General features: G+C 70.7%; 15 protein-coding genes. 14 read left to right on the forward strand and 1 reads right to left on the reverse strand.

Annotation, left to right across the window (positions count from 1 at the left end; translation table 11 throughout):
• Positions 1–40 precede the first annotated feature (40 nt).
• The 11 genes from dxr (at position 41) to FHW73_RS06105 (ending at position 15026) form a co-directional block, all read left to right on the forward strand.
• Positions 41–1219, forward strand: a complete 1179-nt coding sequence (gene dxr / locus FHW73_RS06055; protein WP_183425804.1) for a 1-deoxy-D-xylulose-5-phosphate reductoisomerase — start codon at positions 41–43, stop codon at positions 1217–1219.
• Between the two features lie 9 nt (positions 1220–1228).
• The gene (rseP, locus tag FHW73_RS06060) at positions 1229–2593 is read left to right on the forward strand and encodes an RIP metalloprotease RseP (RefSeq protein WP_183425805.1); all 1365 of its coding nucleotides are present in this window, start codon (positions 1229–1231) and stop codon (positions 2591–2593) included.
• 65 nt (positions 2594–2658) lie between these two features.
• On the forward strand, positions 2659–5178 hold the full coding sequence (bamA, locus tag FHW73_RS06065; protein ID WP_183425806.1) for an outer membrane protein assembly factor BamA: 2520 nt from the start codon (positions 2659–2661) through the stop codon (positions 5176–5178).
• Positions 5179–5191: 13 nt separating this feature from the next.
• Positions 5192–6217, forward strand: coding sequence for a UDP-3-O-(3-hydroxymyristoyl)glucosamine N-acyltransferase (gene lpxD / locus FHW73_RS06070; protein ID WP_183425807.1), 1026 nt, complete (start codon positions 5192–5194; stop codon positions 6215–6217).
• Positions 6214–6669, forward strand: coding sequence for a 3-hydroxyacyl-ACP dehydratase FabZ (gene fabZ, locus FHW73_RS06075; protein ID WP_183425808.1), 456 nt, complete (start codon positions 6214–6216; stop codon positions 6667–6669). The genes lpxD and fabZ overlap by 4 nt, the downstream gene beginning before the upstream one ends.
• 2 nt (positions 6670–6671) lie before the next feature.
• Complete coding sequence (gene lpxA / locus FHW73_RS06080) at positions 6672–7457, forward strand: acyl-ACP--UDP-N-acetylglucosamine O-acyltransferase (protein WP_183425809.1); 786 nt, start codon at positions 6672–6674, stop codon at positions 7455–7457.
• 43 nt (positions 7458–7500) lie between these two features.
• Positions 7501–8763, forward strand: a complete 1263-nt coding sequence (lpxB, locus tag FHW73_RS06085; protein WP_183425810.1) for a lipid-A-disaccharide synthase — start codon at positions 7501–7503, stop codon at positions 8761–8763.
• Positions 8760–9389, forward strand: a complete 630-nt coding sequence (gene rnhB, locus FHW73_RS06090; RefSeq protein ID WP_183425811.1) for a ribonuclease HII — start codon at positions 8760–8762, stop codon at positions 9387–9389. Before lpxB ends, rnhB begins: the two co-directional genes overlap by 4 nt.
• Positions 9390–9507: 118 nt before the next feature.
• The gene (gene dnaE / locus FHW73_RS06095; protein WP_183425812.1) at positions 9508–13038 is read left to right on the forward strand and encodes a DNA polymerase III subunit alpha; all 3531 of its coding nucleotides are present in this window, start codon (positions 9508–9510) and stop codon (positions 13036–13038) included.
• A 49-nt stretch (positions 13039–13087) separates the two neighbouring features.
• On the forward strand, positions 13088–13960 hold the full coding sequence (locus FHW73_RS06100) for a hypothetical protein (protein ID WP_183425813.1): 873 nt from the start codon (positions 13088–13090) through the stop codon (positions 13958–13960).
• Positions 13961–14066: 106 nt separating this feature from the next.
• Positions 14067–15026, forward strand: a complete 960-nt coding sequence (locus FHW73_RS06105) for an acetyl-CoA carboxylase carboxyltransferase subunit alpha (protein WP_183425814.1) — start codon at positions 14067–14069, stop codon at positions 15024–15026.
• Positions 15027–15083: 57 nt separating this feature from the next.
• On the opposite strand, the gene FHW73_RS06110 is transcribed toward FHW73_RS06105, so the two are convergent.
• On the reverse strand, positions 15084–16145 hold the full coding sequence (locus FHW73_RS06110) for an NADH:flavin oxidoreductase/NADH oxidase (RefSeq protein ID WP_183425815.1): 1062 nt from the start codon (positions 16143–16145) through the stop codon (positions 15084–15086).
• A 103-nt stretch (positions 16146–16248) separates the two neighbouring features.
• Here FHW73_RS06110 and tilS point away from each other — a divergent pair, with 103 nt between their 5' ends.
• Genes tilS through FHW73_RS06125 form a run of 3 tightly spaced genes read left to right on the forward strand, consistent with a single transcriptional unit; the run spans position 16249 to position 18816 of the window.
• Entirely contained in the window at positions 16249–17589 is a 1341-nt protein-coding gene (tilS, locus tag FHW73_RS06115) for a tRNA lysidine(34) synthetase TilS (protein ID WP_183425816.1), read from the forward strand.
• A 47-nt stretch (positions 17590–17636) separates the two neighbouring features.
• Positions 17637–17924: an exodeoxyribonuclease VII small subunit gene (locus tag FHW73_RS06120; protein ID WP_183425817.1), complete on the forward strand. Its 288-nt coding sequence runs from the start codon at positions 17637–17639 to the stop codon at positions 17922–17924.
• Positions 17917–18816, forward strand: coding sequence for a farnesyl diphosphate synthase (locus tag FHW73_RS06125; protein WP_183425818.1), 900 nt, complete (start codon positions 17917–17919; stop codon positions 18814–18816). The genes FHW73_RS06120 and FHW73_RS06125 overlap by 8 nt, the downstream gene beginning before the upstream one ends.
• Positions 18817–18825: the final 9 nt, after the last annotated feature.

Raw genomic sequence — 18825 nt, forward strand, 5'->3', positions numbered from 1 at the left:
CTGCCCCACTTCGCCGCCTGCCCTGCCGGGCCGACACCCCATGATCCGCCGCGTCGCCGTATTCGGCGCGACCGGCTCGATCGGCACCTCGGCGCTGGACGTCATCGCCCGGCACCCGCAGCGCCTGCGCGCCAGCGTGCTCGCGGCCGGCAGCAACGTGGCCGCGCTGGTGGCGCTGTGCGCCACGCATCGGCCCGACCACGCGGTGATTGCCGACCCGTCGGCTCTGGAGGCGTTGCGCACCGGCCTGCACGCGGCCGGTGTGCGCACGCAGGCACACGCCGGCATGGCCGCGCTCGATGCGCTCGCGGTCGACGCCCAAGCCTGCGACACGGTCGTCGCGGCGATCGTCGGCGCCGCCGGGCTCGACTCCACGCTCGCCGCGCTGCGTGCCGGCAAGCGGGTCCTGCTGGCGAACAAGGAATCGCTGGTGCTGGCCGGGGATCTGATGATGCGCGCCGCGCGCGAGGCCGGCGCGGTCATCGTGCCGATCGACAGCGAGCACAACGCGATCCACCAGTGCCTGCCCGCCGACGGCGATCGCAGCGGCGTGGCGCGGATCGTATTAACCGCCTCCGGCGGCCCGTTCCGCGGACGCGACCGCGCAGCGCTGGCGCAGGTGACCCCGGCCCAGGCGGTCGCCCACCCCAAGTGGTCGATGGGACCGAAGATCTCGGTCGACTCGGCGACCCTGATGAACAAGGGCCTGGAACTGATCGAGGCTCACCATCTGTTCGCGACGCCGTCCGAGCGTCTGGACGTGCTGGTGCACCCGCAGAGCCTGGTGCATTCGCTGGTGGAGTTCATCGACGGTTCCACCCTCGCCCAGCTCGGATTGCCGGACATGCGCACCGCGCTCGCGGTCGGCCTGGGCAGCCCGGAACGGATCGCCTCGGGCGTGTCGGGACTGGACCTGTTGCAGCATGGCCGGCTGGACTTCGAGGCGCCCGACACCGACACCTTCCCCTGTCTGGCGCTGGCGCGTGCGGCATTGGTCGCCGGCGGCACGGCACCGGCGCTGCTGAACGCCGCCAACGAAGTCGCGGTTTCAGCCTTTCTTCAGGGACGGATTCGTTTTCTAGCCATTCCGGCGCTGGTCGAGCATGTGCTCGCCGCGCTCCCCACCCTGACCGCCGATTCGCTGGACGTGTTGCGCGATGCCGATGCGCAAGCCCGGCGGGCCGCTGGGCAGGCGATCGATTCCGGCGTGGTCCATTGAGCGTGCGCGATGTCTGAATTTCTCGGCTCGGTGTGGTGGCTGATCGTCAGCCTCGGCGTGCTCGTGACCTTCCACGAGTTCGGGCATTACTGGGTCGCGCGCCGCTGCGGGGTCAAGGTGCTGCGCTTCTCGATCGGCTTCGGGCGCCCGCTGTGGTCGCGCCGCGGGCGCGACGGCACCGTGTACCAGATCGCGATCCTGCCGCTGGGCGGCTATGTGAAGATGCTCGACGAGCGCGAGAGCCCAGTCCCGGCCGACCAGGCCGCCCAGGCCTTCAACCGGGCCTCGGTGTGGAAGCGCATCGCGATCGTCGCGGCCGGCCCGCTGGCCAACCTGCTGCTGTGTGTCCTACTGCTGTGGGCGATGTTCGTGATCGGTCGCCCCGACTACGCGCCGGTGGTGGGCCAGAGCACCGGCATCGCCGAAGCCTCGGGCCTGCGCCCCGGCGACCGCGTCGATCAGGTCGGCGACCGGGCCACCCCGACCTGGTCGGAAGTTCACCAGGCCCTGCTGCCGGCCGCCCTCGACCATCGCGACATCGCGTTGCACATCACCGATGCCAGCAATCGTCAGGTCGTGCGCGACCTGCGCCTGTCGCAGTTGCCCGACGACTTCGACCAGCGCCGCTTCACCCAGGCCATCGGCCTGTTGCCGCGGCATGCGCTGGTGCCGCCGCTGGTGGGGCGGGTCGAGCCCGACAGCGCGGCCTGGGGCATCCTCGCCGCGGGCGACCGCGTGACCGCGATCGACGGCAGCCCGGTGCGCGCGTTCGAGGACATCGGCCCGCTGGTCGAGCAGTTGGGCGAGCGCGGCGGCGCGGCGATGATCGAGGTCGCCCGCGACGGCGAGCGTCTGGCGCTGGAGATCACGCCCGGCCGCATGGACCTGCCCGAGGGCCGCGGCCAGTACTGGGCGCTGGGCATCGCGCCTCCGCGCAACCTGCAGCCCCCGCCGAAGGATGCGATGCAGCGCTACGGCGTGGTCGCCGCCGCGCCGGTCGCGGTCCGCGAAGTCGGCCATCTGGCCGGGCAACTGGTCGGCATGATTGGGCGCGCGTTCTCGGGCCGGGTGGCGCTGGAGAACACCGTCGCCGGGCCGATCACCATCGCCCGGGCCGCCAACACCTACGCCCAGCAGGGCCCGGCCTGGTATCTGACGATCCTCGCCCTGCTGTCGCTGAGCCTGGCGATCCTGAACCTGCTCCCGATCCCCCTGCTGGATGGGGGCCACCTGTTGTATTACCTTATCGAGTTGGTCAAAGGCAGCCCCGTGAGCGAGCGCACGATGGTGGCCGGGCAGTACGTCGGCCTGGCCCTGCTGGCCAGCCTGATGGGCCTGGCGTTCTACAACGACATCCTGCAACTGGTGCGCTAGACGACCGCCCCGACCTGGTTTCCGCCGCGCAGCGCCGGACTCCCTCCCCTACCCGGACCCGAAGAATGACGCGTATCCCCGACCGCCGCCTGCTCGCCCTCGCCCTCACCGCGGTGATCGCCGCTCCGGCCTGGGCCCAGACGACGGCCAACGCACCTGCCGCCCCTGCCGCGGCGCTGCCGCCGCTCGCGCCGCCGGCCGCCAGCAGCTTCACCGTCAGCGACATCCGCGTCGACGGCCTGCAGCGCATCGGTGCAGGTACGGTGTTCACGTACCTGCCGGTCGAGCGCGGCGACGCGGTCAACCAGACCCGCATCTCCGAGGCGGTCCGCGCGCTCTACCGCACCGGGTTCTTCGAAGACATCCAGGTCGCTCGTCAGGGCGACATCCTGGTGTTCACCGTGACCGAGCGCCCGGCGATCAACCGGCTCACGCTCAACGGCAACAAGGACATCAAGACCGAGGACCTGACCAAGGGTCTCAACGACATCGGCCTGTCGGAAGGCGAGACCTTCGACCGCCTCGATCTCGACCGTGTGACCCAGGAACTGGTCCGCCAGTACAACAACCGCGGCAAGTACAACGTCAAGATCACCCCGACGGTTTCGCGGCTGGATCGCAACCGCGTCGACATCGCGATCAACATCGAGGAAGGCAAGGCGGCCAAGATCCGTCACATCAACATCGTCGGCAACGAGGTCTACGACCTCGAGACGCTGACCGACAACTGGGAATCGGGCGAATCCAACTGGCTCAGCTGGTACCGCCGCGACGACCAGTACTCGCGCGAGAAGCTCGAGGGCGACCGCGAGAAGCTGCACAACTTCTACCTCGACCGCGGCTACATCGATTTCAGCGAAGACAGCATCCAGGTCGCGATCAGCCCCGACAAGGCCGACATGTTCATCACCGCCGGCATCACCGAAGGCGAGATCTACAAGGTGTCGGACGTGCAGATCACCGGCAACACGGTGCTGCCCAAGGAGGAGATCGAGAGCCGCGTCTTCGTCAAGAAGGACCAGGTGTTCTCGCGCGCGCTGCTGGAGCTGAGCTCGGACGCGATCACCGCCACGCTCGGCAACATCGGCTACGCCTTCGCGCAGGTCAACCCGATCCCCGAGGTCGACCGCGAGAACCGCACCGTGGCGATCAACCTGCAGGTCGTGCCCGGCCCGCGCGTGCAGGTGCGCCGCATCCAGTTCAAGGGCAACAACCGCACCTCCGACGAGGTGATCCGCCGCGAGATGCGCCAGTTCGAGGGCAGCTGGTACTCGCAGGCCGCGATCGACCGCTCCAAGGTCCGCCTGCAGCGTCTGGGCTATTTCGAGTCGGGCAGCGTCAATGTCGAGACCCAGCCGGTGCCGGGCAGCAACGACCAGGTCGACGTCGTGTTCAACATGACCGAGACCACCTCGGGCAGCTTCGTGTTCGGCCTGGGCTACTCGCAGTTGGCCGGCGTGACCACGTCGGTGCAGCTGTCACAGAACAACTTCCTGGGCAGCGGCAACCGCGTGTCGGTCGAGGCGCAGCGCAACGTCTACCTGCAGCGCTACTCGTTCTCGTTCATGAACCCGTACTTCACCGACGGCGGCATGTCGCTGGGCTACAACCTGTGGTGGCGCGAGTTCGACAACTCCGAGTTCAACACCGCGCAGTACTCCTCGACCAGCGCCGCCGGCCAGGCCATCCTGGGCATCCCGCTGACCGAGAACGACTCGATCTCGCTGCTGTTCGGCGCCGACCGCAACCAGATCTTCGCCTGGCGCGGCTCCTCGCCCGAATCGATCGTCAATTACATCGAGGCCTTCGGCTCGCGCACCTTCCACGCCTGGCGCAGCGAGCTGGCCTGGGCCCGCGATACCCGCAACGACTATCTGCAGCCCACCCGCGGCATGATGCAGCGTGTCTCGCTGGAAACCACCCTGCCCGGCTCGACCGCCGAGTACTTCAAACTCAACTACGAGATCTCCAAGTACTGGCCGATCAACCGTTACCTGGTGCTCAACACCCGCGCCGAGATCGGCTACGGCGACAGCTACGGCGACGACATCGTGCGCAACATCTGCTACGTGCCGTCGACCGAAGCCAACCCCAACCCGACCCCGAGCGCGCCGTGCGAGCCCACCTCGCCCGACTACGTACGCACAGTCACCGCCACCGGCCTGCCGTTCTTCGAGAACTTCTACGCCGGTGGCGCGCGCTCGGTGCGCGGCTTCCGCGACAACACCCTGGGCCCGCGCGAGACCGCATTCGCCAGCAGCTACCTGCAGCCGATCGGCGGCGCGGTGAAGACCGTCGGCTCGTTCGAGATGTTCTTCCCGCAGCTGATCAAGTCGCCTGCCGCGCGCATCTCGGCGTTCGTCGACTTCGGCAACGTGTTCCGCGACGTCGATTCCTGGGAAGCCAAGGAACTGCGCGCCTCGGCAGGTGTGGCGCTGATGTGGCGCGCGCCGGTCGGCCCGATCTCGATCAGCTACGCCTATCCGTTGCGCAGCCAGAAGGAAGTGCGCGGCGGCTCGGGTGAACTGATCCGCGGTGGCGACGAGCTCGAGCGCCTGCAGTTCACGTTCGGCGGCGCGTTCTGAGCCGCCCGGACCGATGACCGCTCATGCTCCCCTCACCGCCCGCGCACTCGCAGACCGCTTCGCGCTGACCGTCCACGGCGATCCCGACGTCGCTGTCGTCGGGGTCGCGACGCTGGCGGCCGCCGGTCCCGACCGACTGGCCTTCCTGTCCAATCCCCGCTACCGGCCGCAGCTCGAGCACACCGCGGCCGGCATCGTCGTGCTGCGCGAGGCCGATGTCGACGGGTTCACGGGCACGGCGCTGATCGCGCGCGATCCCTATGTCGCCTACGCGAAGATCGCCGCGCTGTTCACGCCGCGTGCCGACGCGCCTGCGGGCGTGCACCCGTCCGCCGTGGTCGATGCGACCGCGTCGGTCGATCCCACCGCATCGGTCGGCCCGCTGACGACGATCGGCGCGCGCAGCGTGATCGCCGCCGGCGCGACCATCGGGCCGGGCTGCACGATCGGCGAGGACTGCGTGGTCGGCGAAGGCGCGCGGCTCGTCGCGCGGGTGTCGCTGGTCAAGCGCGTCCGGCTGGGCAAGCGGGTGACCGTCCATCCCGGCGCCGTGCTCGGCGCCGACGGCTTCGGCCTGGCAATGGAGGCCGGCCGCTGGCTCAACGTGCCCCAGCTCGGCGGCGTGGTGGTCGGCGACGACAGCGATATCGGCGCCAACACCACCATCGACTGCGGCGCTCTCGAGGACACCGTGATCGAGGAGGACGTGCGCCTGGACAACCTGATCCAGGTCGCGCACAACGTCCACATCGGCGCGCACACCGCGATCGCCGGTTGCGTCGGCATCGCCGGCAGCACCCGCATCGGCCGCTACTGCATGCTGGCCGGCAAGGTCGGTGTCGCCGGCCATCTTGAAATCTGCGACAAGGTCGTCGTCCACGCGATGACGATGGTGTCGGCTTCGATCACCGAGCCGGGCGAGTACTCGTCCGGCATTCCCGCCCAGCCCACCCGGGAATGGCGCAAGAATGCCGTGCGGATCCGCCAGCTCGATTCGCTCGCCCGCCGCATCGGCGCGCGCGCAAAGGGGGATGAATGACGTTGGACCTGACGCTGCCGATCGATATCGGCGGCATCCGCAAGCTGCTTCCGCACCGTTACCCGTTTCTGCTCGTCGACCGCGTCGTCGAGTTCGAATCGGGCAAGCGCGTGCTCTGCTACAAGAACGTCTCGGCCAACGAGCACTTCTTCCAGGGCCATTTCCCCGACCATCCGGTGATGCCGGGCGTGCTGGTGATCGAGGCGCTGGCGCAGGCCGGCGGCATCCTGAGCCACCTCAGCCGCAGCCGCACCAGCGAGGGCGCGCTGTCGTACCTGGTCAAGGTCGATGCGGCGAAGTTCTCGCGCATGGTGGTGCCTGGCGACCGGCTGGAGCTGGATGTGAGCATCAAGCGCGAGATCCGCAACATGACGCTCTACAGCGGCATCGCCCGCGTCGACGGCCAGCAGGCCGCGTGCGCGGACATCCTGTGCGCGGAAGTGAAGGACTGACGATGACCGAGGCCGCGATCCATGCCACGGCCGTCGTCGATCCCGGCGCCAAGCTCGGCGCCGGCGTGCGCATCGGGGCATTCACGATCATCGGCCCCGAGGTCGAGATCGGCGATGGCACGGTCATCGGGCCGCATTGCAGCGTCCACGGCCCGACCACGATCGGACGCGACAACCACGTCCACGGCCATGCCGCAATCGGCGGCGAACCGCAGGACAAGAAGTTCCGCGGCGAGCGGGTCGAGTTGACCATCGGCGATCGCAACACCATCCGCGAGTTCGTCACGATCAACCGCGGCACCGGCGACGGCGGCGGCGTGACCCGCATCGGCGACGACAACTGGCTGCTGGCCTACACCCACGTCGCCCACGACTGCATCGTCGGCAACCACTGCGTGTTCTCCAACAACGCCACGCTGGCCGGGCATGTCGAGGTCGGCGATCACGTGATCCTCAGTGGCTTCGTCGGCATCCACCAGTTCTGCCGGATCGGCGCGCACGCATTCATCGGTATGGGCGCCTTCGTCAACGGCGACGTGCCGCCGTTCGTCATGGTCGCCCAGGACGGCTACGGCCGTCCGCGCGGCATCAACGCCGAGGGCCTCAAGCGCCGCGGCTTCGACGCGACGCGCACCGCCGCGATCAAGCGTGCCTATCGTGCGCTGTACGTCTCGGGCGAGCCGCTCGAGGCGGCCCGCGCTCGACTGGCCGAATGGGCGCGCGATAGCGCCGATGTCCGCGCGATGCTCGCGTTCATCGACGCCGGCGAGCGGCCGTTGCTGCGCTGAGGCCCGGATCGGGACTTCGGGATTCGGGCATCGAGCGGGCACAATGCCCCGGTCCGAATGCCATCGATCTGTCGTGTCGCATCCCCACTCCCCAATCCAGACGCCCCAGCACACCGCCGCGCCCACGCTTCGCGTCGCGCTGGTCGCCGGTGAAGCCTCCGGCGACCTGCTCGGTGCGGGGCTGATCGAACGCTTGCGGGCGACCCACCCGGATATCGAGTGTGTTGGCGTCGGTGGCGATGCGATGCGCGCGGCCGGGATGACGACCTGGTACGACGCCTCCGAACTGGCGGTCATGGGCTTGAGCGAGGTGCTGCGGCATCTGCCGCGCTTGCTGCCGCTGCGCCGCGAACTGCGCAAGCGGCTGCTGGCCTGGCGGCCGGACGTGTTCGTCGGCATCGACGCACCGGACTTCAATCTCGGGCTCGAACGCACGCTCAAGCAGCACGGCATCCGCACGGTGCACTACGTCAGCCCGTCGATCTGGGCCTGGCGCCAGGGCCGCGCGGCGAAGATCGGACGCAGCGCCGATCGGGTGCTCTGCCTGTTCCCCACCGAGCCGCCGATCTACGCCGCGCACGGCGTCGATGCGCGCTTCGTCGGCCACCCGCTGGCCGAGATGCTCGCGCTCGAGCCCGATCGCGAGGCCGCGCGCCAGGCGCTTGCGCTCGACGGCGACGCGCCGGTGCTGGCGGTGCTGCCGGGCTCCCGGCTGGGTGAGATCGCCCGACTGGGCGAGGTGTTCCTCGACGCAGCCGCGCGCGTCGCGGCCGCGCTGCCGGGACTGCGCGTCGTCGTGCCCGCGGCCAACGCCGCCTGCCGCGCGGCGATCGACGCCTTGCGGGCGCAGCCGCAGTTCGCCGCGCTCGACGTCCGGGTCCTCGACGGCCAGGCGCGCACCGCGATGGTTGCCTCCGACGTCGTGCTGCTGGCCTCGGGCACCGCGACCCTCGAGGCGCTGCTGGCCAAGCGGCCGATGGTCGTGGGCTACCGTATCGCGCCGAGCACGGCATTCGTCGTGCGGCTGCTGAAGCTGATGAAGGTCGACCGCTATTCGCTGCCGAACATGCTCGCCGGCCGCACGATCGTGCCCGAGCTGATTCAGGAGGACTGCACGCCCGAGCGGCTGGCCGAGGCGGTGCTGCACTGGTTCGACGATCCGGCGGCCCGCGCCGCGCTGCAGCCGGTCTACCGTGACCTGCACCTGCAGTTGCGCCAGGGCGCCTCGGCGAGCGCCGCCGAGGCCGTGGCGCAGCTCGCGCCGCCGGCGTTGCCGGCTGGGTCGCATCACGAGGTGCCGCGATGACCCGGCGCCTGCGCGTGGCCGGCGTCGACGAGGCCGGCCGCGGCCCACTGGCCGGCCCGGTCGTGGTCGCGGCCGTGGTGCTGCATCCCAAGCGCCCGATCGCCGGCCTCGACGATTCCAAGAAGCTGACCGAAAAGCGCCGCGAGGCGCTGTATCCGCAGATCGTCGAGCGCGCGCTGGCCTGGCGGATCGAGTTCGTCGGCGTCGAAGAAATCGACCGCATCAACATCTACCACGCCACGCACGCCGGCATGACCCGCGCGGTGCAGGCGCTGGCCCCGGCCGCCGAGCGCGTGCTCGTCGACGGCAACCGGCTGCCGCCCGGGCTGCCGTGCCCGGCGCGCGCAATCGTCGGCGGCGACGCCATTGAAGAAGCGATCATGGCCGCTTCGATCCTCGCCAAGGTCGCGCGCGACCGCGCGATGGTCGCGCTGCATGCGCAATTCCCGGCCTACGGCTTCGATCGCCACAAGGGCTACAGCGCGCCCTCGCATTTCGCCGCGCTCGAGCGCCACGGCCCGTGTATCCACCACCGGCGCAGCTTCGCGCCGGTGTCCCGGCTGCTTGCGCCCGCGCCCACGGCGCCCGCACTGGCGGATCTGTTCGACGCGCCCGTACCGGCCTGAACGCCGACCGCCCCGCGGCGACCGCCCGGCCGCGCCGCGCCGCGGTCGTCCGGCTGTCAAGCCTTGTCCGCCCCCGGCCCCGGCCCTACCCTGACGCTCCGGCCGCCTCGCCCCTGCAATGCCCGCGCGCTTCGTCCACCTCCACCTCCACAGCGAATACTCGCTCGCCGATTCGACGATCCGGATCAAGGCGCTGGTCAAACGCTGCGCCGAGCTCGGGCAACCGTCGGTCGCGCTGACCGACCGCAACAACCTGTTCGCGCTGGTGAAGTTCTATCGCGCGGCCGAAGGCGCCGGCATCAAGCCGGTCATGGGCGCCGACATCTCACTGGCCGAAGGCGACGAGCCGGCCTCGACGCTGACGCTGCTGTGCCGCGACCACGACGGCTACCTGTCGCTGTCGCGTCTGCTCACGCGGGCCTGGATGGAAGGCCACCGGACCGACGGCGTGGTGGTGCGGCCCGACTGGCTGCGCGAGTGCAATGCCGGCCTGTTCGCGATCGCCGGCCGCCATGGCCCGGCCGCCCGGCTGCTCGCCGGCGGCCGCGAGGACCTGGCACGGCAGTGGTACGCGCAATGGCGCGAGGTGTTCGACGAGCGGCTGTTCCTGCAGCTCACCCGCTGCGGCTTCGACGAGGAAGCCGTCCACAACGCGCTCGCGATGCAGGTCTCGTCCGACCTGTCGCTGCCGGTGGTGGCCGGCAACGACGTGCGCTTCCTCGATGCCGAGGGCTTCGACGCGCACGAGGCGCGCGTGTGCATCGCCACCGGTCGGGTGCTCGACGACCCGCGCCGGCCCAAGCTGTACACCCGCGAGCAGTACTTCAAGTCGGCCGACGAGATGGCCGCGCTGTTCGCCGATGCGCCCGATGCGATCGACAACACGCTGGCGCTGGCGCAGCGCTGCAACCTCGAACTGCGCCTGGGCACCTACTACCTGCCCGCCTACCCGGTGCCGGCCGAAGAGACGCTCGACAGCTGGATCCGGGTGCAGTCGCGCGAGGGTCTGGAAGAGCGGCTGGCGAAGTACCCGCTGGCGCCCGGGCACACCCGCGAGAGCTACTTCGAGCGTCTGGAGATCGAGCTCGACGTCATCTGCAAGATGGGCTTTCCGGGCTACTTCCTGATCGTCTCGGACTTCATCAAGTGGGCCAAGGAGCACGACATCCCGGTCGGCCCGGGCCGCGGCTCGGGCGCCGGCTCGCTGGTGGCCTGGGCGCTGAAGATCACCGATCTCGACCCGCTGCCCTACGACCTGCTGTTCGAGCGCTTCCTCAATCCAGAACGCGTGTCGATGCCCGACTTCGACATCGACTTCTGCATGGACCGGCGCGACGAGGTCATCGACTATGTCGCCGCCAAGTACGGCCGCGACCGCGTCAGCCAGATCATCACCTACGGCACGATGGCGGCCAAGGCGGTCGTGCGCGACACCGGCCGCGTGCTGGGCTTTCCCTACGGCATGGTCGACGGCATCTCCAAGCTGGTGCCAATGACCTTGGGCATCGGCCTGGAAGATGCACTGGGCCGCACCGAGAAGTCGCGCAGCGATGACGCCTGGCGTTCGGACGAACTGATCGCGCGCTACAACGACGAGGACGATGTCCGCGACCTGCTGGATCTTGCGCTGCAGCTCGAGGACCTGACCCGCAACGCCGGCAAGCATGCCGGCGGCGTGGTCATCGCGCCCTCGCCGCTGTCGGATTTCTGTCCGTTGTTCGCCGAACACGACGAGGGCGGCCGTGGCCGCAACCCGGTCACCCAGTTCGACAAGGACGACGTGGAATCGGTCGGCCTGGTGAAGTTCGACTTCCTGGGCCTGCGCACGCTCACCATCATCGACTGGGCGGTCAAGGCGATCAATCGGCGGCGTGCGGCCGCCGGCGAGGCGCCACTCGACATCGCCGCGCTGCCGCTCGACGACGTCGCGTCCTACGAACTGTTCGCCCGCGGCGACACGGTCGCGGTGTTCCAGTTCGAATCGCGCGGCATGCGCGAACTGCTCAAGCGCGCGCAGCCCGACACGTTCGAGGACATCATCGCGCTCGCGGCGCTGTTCCGTCCCGGCCCCCTGGGCTCGGGGATGGACAAGGAATGGGTCGACCGCAAGCACGGCCGCACGGACGTGACCTATCCGCACCCCTCGCTCGAGCCGGTGCTCTCGCCCACCTACGGCGTCATCGTCTACCAGGAACAGGTGATGCAGATCGCCCAGGTCCTGGCCGGCTATTCGCTGGGCGGCGCGGACCTGCTGCGCCGCGCGATGGGCAAGAAGAAGGCCGAGGAAATGGCCAAGGAGCGCGCCAAGTTCGAGGCCGGCGCGGCCGCGAACGGCGTCGATCCCAAGGTCGCCACCTCGATCTTCGACCTGATGGAGAAGTTCGCCGAGTACGGCTTCAACAAGTCGCACTCGGCCGCCTATGCGCTGGTCGCCTACCAGACCGCGTGGCTCAAGGTGCACTACCCGGCCGAGTTCATGGCCGCGGTGCTGTCCTCGGACATGGACAACACCGACAAGGTCACCGGCTTTCTGACCGAGGCGCGGGCGATGGGCCTGGAGGTGCTGCCGCCCGACGTCAACGCCTCGGCCTACATGTTCGAGGCGATCGACCCGACGACGATCCGCTACGGCCTGGGCGCGGTGAAAGGCGTGGGCCGCGGCGCCTGCGAGAACGTGGTCGAGGCGCGCGAGCGTGGCGGGGTCTACACCGACCTGCTCGACTTCTGCCGCCGGGTCGACTCGCAGCGTTTGAACAAGCGCACGCTCGAAGCACTGATCAACGCCGGCGCGCTCGACGCGCTGGGCCGCAATCGCGCTTCGCTGATGCTGCAACTGCCCGAGGCGATCAAGGCCACCGACCAGCTCGCGCGCAACCGCAGCGCCGGCATCGTCGACATGTTCGGCAGCGCCATGGGCGGCGACGACGTGCTGCACATCGACCTGCCCGAATGCGACGAGTGGCCACTGCGGCAGAAGCTCGATGGCGAACGCGAGACGCTCGGCCACTACCTCAGCGGGCATCCGCTTGATCCCTACCGCGAGGAGCTGCAGGCGCTGGTGGGCACCGACCTCGGCCAGCTCGACAGCCTGTGGGCGGCGCGCGACGCCAAGGCCGGCGGCAACAGCTGGCGGCCCGAGACCCAGGTCATCGTCGCCGGCCAGGTGTCGTCGATGCGCAAGCGCGGCGACGCGCAGGCCTTCGTGCTGCTCGAGGACGGCCGCGGCCGGCTGGAGTGCGGCTTCTTCTCCGAGACCAGCGCCGAGTACGCGCACCTGCTGACCCGCGACCGCATCCTGATCGTCGAGGGCGGGCTGCGCGAGGACGAGTTCAGCGGCGGCTTCGCGCTGCGGGTCAAGCGCTGCTGGGATTTCCACGCGGTCTGCCCCGAGCACGCGCGTCGGCTGTCGCTGCGCCTGGACCTGCGCGTGCCCGGCACGATGGCACGGGTCGAACAGGTGCTGGCGCAACACCGGCCCGGCAAGACCGCGCTGCGCCTGGACCTGCTGCTGCCCGCCGGCGCCGCCGGCACACTTGAGGTCAACGGCAGCCACGGCATCCGCGCCGATGCCGAGCTGCCCGGCACATTGCGCGCGCAGCCGGGCGTGCGGGTCGCCCGGCTCGACATGAGCAAGCCATGGGCGCACTGAACCGGGCCGGCTGAAGGCCCGCCCCCTCCCCCGTCCCAGAGAGACGACGATGATCCGATCCTTCGCCGCGGCGAGCGCCGTGTTGCTGCTCGCCGCCTGCAGCCCCTCCACGCCCTCGTTCGAGATCGACAACCCCACCGACGCGCCGGTCCAGGTCACCATCGATGGCAAGACCCACGAGGTGGCGGCCGGCACCAGCGCGGCGCTGGACCTCGACGCCGGTCCGCACACGCTGCGCACCGACCGGACCGGCGAGGTCCGGATCTCGGTCTGCGGCGCCGAGCGCGGCACCCTGATCAACCCGACGCTGTCGGACTACGTGCTGGCCCGCGAGATCTACGTCGCCGACGCCTCCAAGCTGCGCAACTTCGGCGCGGCGATCGCCACCGTGGAACTCGGCGATGCGGTCTACGAGGGACCCTTCGAGCAGTACACCGGCCTGTTCATCGACCGGACCTGGGACTTCGGCGTCCGCGAGGCGTTCCCCAAGCAACAGACCGTGGCGCGGATTCCGGAGAACGGCGGCAAGATCAGCACCAAGCTGTTCACCCCGCAGGCCTTCATCGACTACATCGAGGACGCCAGCGATCGCCAGGGCGAGTTCGCGCGGCTGCATCCGGGCGGCTACGTGCAGCCGGCACGGGCGCTGGAGACCGCGCCGGCCGAGCTGCCGCCGCTGCCGCAGGCGTTCGAGCCCCATTCGGCGCCGCTGCGCGAGGCCTACGCGCAGCGCCTGCAGGTCCATGATGCGGGCGACTGCGAGGCGGTGCGCAAGCGCTCGCACGAGGCCATGATGGCCATCACCGGTGCGACCGCGATGCTGCACGTCGACCAGAGCCCGGCCGACAACCAGGCCTACAACGATTTCATCGACCTCTACGGGCGGCTGATGGGCGCCGGCGCGCTGGTCCTGCCCCGGTGAGGCCCGACCGCCCTGCCCGCCTTCCGGCCGTCCCGCCGCACCCCGCCGTACGGGGCGCCGGGGGCCGGTCGGCTACACTTTCCCCCAAGTCACCCGACGGCGCGTCATGAACCCGAACTACCTCGATTTCGAGCAGCCCATCGCCGACCTGGAAGCCAAGATCCAGGAACTGCGCCAGGCCAGCGATGGCCCGGCCGTCAACATCGACGCCGAACTGGCCACGTTGCGCGACAAGCTGCGCAAGCGCACCGCGCACATCTTCCGCGACCTGACCCCGTGGCAGGTCTCGCAGTTGGCGCGCCACCCGCAGCGGCCCTACACCAACGACTACATCCGCACGTTCTGCGACGAGTTCGAGGAACTGGCCGGCGACCGCGCCTATGGCGACGATGCCGCCATCGTCGGCGGCCTGGGCCGCATCGACGGGCGCAGCGTCATGATCATCGGCCACCAAAAGGGCCGCGACACCAAGACCAAGGTGCGGCGCAATTTCGGCATGCCGCGGCCGGAGGGCTATCGCAAGGCGCTGCGGCTGATGAAGATGGCCGAGCGCTTCAAGCTGCCGCTGCTGACCTTCATCGATACGCCCGGCGCCTACCCGGGCATCGGCGCCGAGGAGCGCGGCCAGTCCGAAGCGATCGCGCGCAACCTGATGGAGATGGCCGAGCTGCGCATTCCGATCCTGTGCACCGTCATCGGCGAAGGCGGCTCGGGCGGCGCACTGGCGATCGGCGTGGGCGACCGCACGGTGATGCTCGAGTACAGCACCTATTCGGTGATCTCGCCCGAGGGCTGCGCGTCGATCCTGTGGAAGGACGCGGCCAAGGCGCGCGATGCCGCCGAACAGCTCGGCCTGACCGCCAAGCGGCTCAAGCAGTTGGGATTGATCGACAAGGTCGTGCGCGAGCCGATCGGCGGTGCGCACCGCAATCCGCGCCAGACCGCGACGCGGCTCAAGGCGGTGCTGATGAACGAGCTCGACCAGCTCGAGCAATTGCCGATCGAGACCCTGCTGCAGCGCCGCTACGAGCGTCTGCGCAGCTACGGCGCCTACGAGGCGGCGTGACCGCGGCGGGACGGGCATCCGCCCGTCCGCACCGCACGCCCTGAACGACGCGCGCCATTACCAGGCGCGCTGGTACTGCGCCGGCGGTTCGAGCGCCGCGCCCAGCACCTGCGCCGCGCGCCTGGGGAAGTAGGGATCGCGCAACAGCTCGCGCGCCAGCAGCACCACGTCCGCGTCGCCGTCGGCGACGATGCGCTCGGCCTGCTCGGGCGTGGTGATCAATCCGACCGCACCGGTCGCGATGCCGGCCTCGGCGCGGATGCGGCGGGCGAACGGCACCTGGTAGCCAGGACCGACCTCGATCTTCTGGTCGGGCGACAGGCCGCCCGACGACACGTCGAGCAGGTCGACCCCGCGCGGCGCCAGCAGCCGCGCCAATGCGACGCTCTGCTCGATGTCCCAGCCGCCCTCGACCCAATCGGTCGCCGAGAGCCGAAGCCACAGCGGCAAGCGCTCGGGCCAGACCTCGCGCACCGCATCGACGACCTCCAGCACCAGACGCGCCCGACCTTCGAAGCTGCCGCCCCAGGCATCGTCGCGCGTGTTCGACAGCGGCGACAGGAACTGGTGCAGCAGATAGCCGTGGGCGGCGTGGAGTTCGACCAGTTCAAAGCCGGCGGCGAGCGCACGCTGCGCGGCCGCGCGGAATGCCGCGACGACGCCGCCGATGCCATCGGCATCGAGCGCGACCGGTGCGGGATAGCGCGCGTTGTAGGCCGACGCCGAGGGCGCGACGACCTGCCAGCCCCCATCAGCCTCCGCGACCGCGCCATGGCCCCGCCACGGCGCGTAGGTGCTCGCCTTGCGACCGGCGTGCGCCAACTGGACACCCGGCACCGCGCCCTGGGCGCGCACGAACGCCGCGATCGGCGCCCAGGCCTGCGTCTGCGCGTCGTTCCACAGGCCGACGTCCTCGGGCGCGATGCGGCCCTCGGGCACCACCGCCGTGGCCTCGGCGATCACCAGGCCGGCGCCGCCGACCGCGCGGCTGCCCAGGTGCACCAGATGCCAGTGGTCGGGCATGCCGTCGACGGCGCTGTACTGGCACATCGGTGAGACCGCGATGCGGTTGCGCAACGTCAGCGCGCGTTGCGCCAGCGGAGAGAACAGATCGGACATTGCAGGTTCCTGCAGGCGGGCCGCCGACTGTAGGCCCAGCGCCCCCAGGTCCGCGACCACGCGGCCGGATCGCTGCATTCCGGCCGCGTGGCACCATGCGCGGATGTCCGCACCGTTCCCCGACCCGACGCTGCCCGCGCCGCCCGGCGACGGACCGCTGCACGTGGCCTTCAGCGGCGGCCTCGACTCGACCGCCCTGCTGCACCTGCTCGCGCACGACCCGCGCGTGGGCGCACGCGGCCTGGTCGCGCTGCATGTGCACCACGGCCTGCAGTCGCAGGCCGAGGCCTGGGCCACGCATTGCGAGGCCGTCTGTGCCGCGCTCGGCATCGCCTGCGAGGTGTTGCGCGTGACGGTCGTGCGCGAAGGCGGTGGGGGCCTGGAAGCCGCGGCGCGCGCGGCCCGCCATGCCGCGCTGCAGGCGCGGTTGCCGCCGGCCGCGGTCGCGGTCTTCGCCCACCACCGCGACGACCAGGCCGAGACCGTACTGCTGCGCGCGCTGCGCGGCGCCGGTCCCGACGGCCTGGCGGCAATGCGGCCGCTGCGGCCGTTCGGCGCGGGCTGGCTGTGGCGGCCGTTGCTGGCGGTCCCCCGCGCGCAGCTGCTGGCCTATGCCGTGCGCCATGGACTGCACTGGATCGAAGATCCGAGCAACGCCGCCGACGACGCCGACCGCAACTTCCTGCGCAATCACGTCCTGCCGCTGCTGCGCACACGCTGGCCGCAGGCCGACGCCGTGTTGGCCGATGTCGCGACGCTGCAACGCGCGACCGTTGCCCTGCTCGACGATGAAGACACCACAGCACTGGCCGCAGTGCGTACGCCCGACCCCGCAACGCTGGACGTGGCCCGGCTGCGCACCCTGCCGACCGCGCGCCGGGCGCGCGTGCTGCGGCGCTGGATCGCGGCGCTGGGCCTGCCGCCATTGCCGCGCCAGGGCAGCGCCTGGTGCGAGGCCACACTGCAGGCGCCTGCGGGGGACCGCAGCCCCCAGTTCGACTGGGCGGGATGCCGGCTGCAGCGCTGGCGCGACCTGTTGCATGCGGGGCCTCAGCGCGCGCCGCTGCCGCGCGATCTCGCCGTCGACTGGGCAGGCACCGCGCCGCTGGCGCTGCCCGGTGGCGACCGGCTGGACCTGGACGGGCCACCGCCGGAGGCGCACTTGCGTTGGCAGGTCCGGGCCCGGCGCGGCGGCGAACGGATCACACTGCCCGGCCGGACGCATTCGCATGCGCTCAAGCACGTGCTGCAGGATCGCGCGGTGCCGCCCTGGCGTCGCGAACGATTGCCGCTGCTGGCCGATGCCAGCGGCCGATTGCTCGCGGCCGGCGACCTCGTCCTCGACGGCGCATTCGAGGCCTGGCTGCGCGATGGCGGCCGCCGCTTGCGCTGGGAGCACGCGGCGACAGCACACGACGAACCGGACGATCTGTCGCTGCGGTGAGGGCCGCACTCGGCCCTCGCCCCGGCGTCATCGCTTAGAATCGCGGCATGGCCAAATCCGCTTCCACGCCCGTCCCGCCCGCCCAGGATCCGTCCCCGGTCGCCGACTTCGAAAACGCCCTGGGCCAGCTCGAGGCGCTGGTCGAGCGCATGGAGGGCGGCGAGCTGAGCCTGGAGGAGTCGCTCGGTGCCTACGAGCGCGGCGTCGGCCTGTACCGCCGCTGCCGCCAGGCGCTCGAGGAGGCCGAGCAGCGCGTGCGCCTGCTCAGCGACCCGGCCGCCCCTGAGCGCAGCCAGCCGTTCGGCGGCGAGCAGGTCGACGATCCCGATGCCTGATCCCGCCGGCGAGATCGCCGCTCGCATCGGCGACTGGCGCGCCCGCACCGACGCCGCGCTGCAACGCGCACTCGACACCGCCGCAGGCGGCGAGCCGCGGCTGGATGCGGCGATGCGCCACGCGGTACTGCTCGGCGGCAAGCGCATGCGGCCGCTGCTGGTCCACGCCACCGCAGCGGCCTTCGGCGCCACGCCCGCGCAGGCCGATGCGCCGGCGGTCGCGATCGAACTCGTGCATGCCTATTCGCTGGTCCACGACGACCTGCCGGCGATGGACGACGACGCGCTGCGTCGCGGCCAGCCGACCGTGCACGTCGCCTTCGACGAAGCCACCGCCATCCTCGCCGGCGACGCCTTGCAGACCCTGGCGTTCTCGGTGCTCGCCGAGGCGCCGCTTGCGGCCGAAACGCGGCTGGCGATGGTCGCGCGGCTGGCCTCGGCCTCAGGCGCGCTGGGCATGTGCGGCGGCCAGGCAATCGATCTGGCCGCGACCGGCGGCGGCGGTGCGCGCGACATCTCGGGTCTTGAACGCCTGCACGCGCTCAAGACCGGCGCGCTGCTGCGCGCGGCGGTCGCGCTCGGGGCGCTGGCGGCCGATGTCGACGCCGCGACGCGCGCCCGGCTCGACGAGTTCGCGACCGCGCTCGGCCTCGCCTTCCAGATCCGCGACGACCTGCTCGACATCGAGGGCGACAGCGCGACGCTGGGCAAGACCGCGGGCAAGGACGTGGCGCAGGACAAGGCGACGTTCCCTGCGCTGATCGGCGCCGACGCCTCGCGCGCGCGGCTCTCCGAGCTCGCCTCGCGCATGCGCGAAGCGCTGGCACCGTTCGGCGATGCCGCCGCGCCGCTGGCCGAACTCGGCCGGCAGGCCATCGAACGCGACCACTGAGCCGGGCGG

Source organism: Luteimonas sp. RC10, assembly GCF_014192745.1.
Lineage (GTDB): Bacteria > Pseudomonadota > Gammaproteobacteria > Xanthomonadales > Xanthomonadaceae > Luteimonas.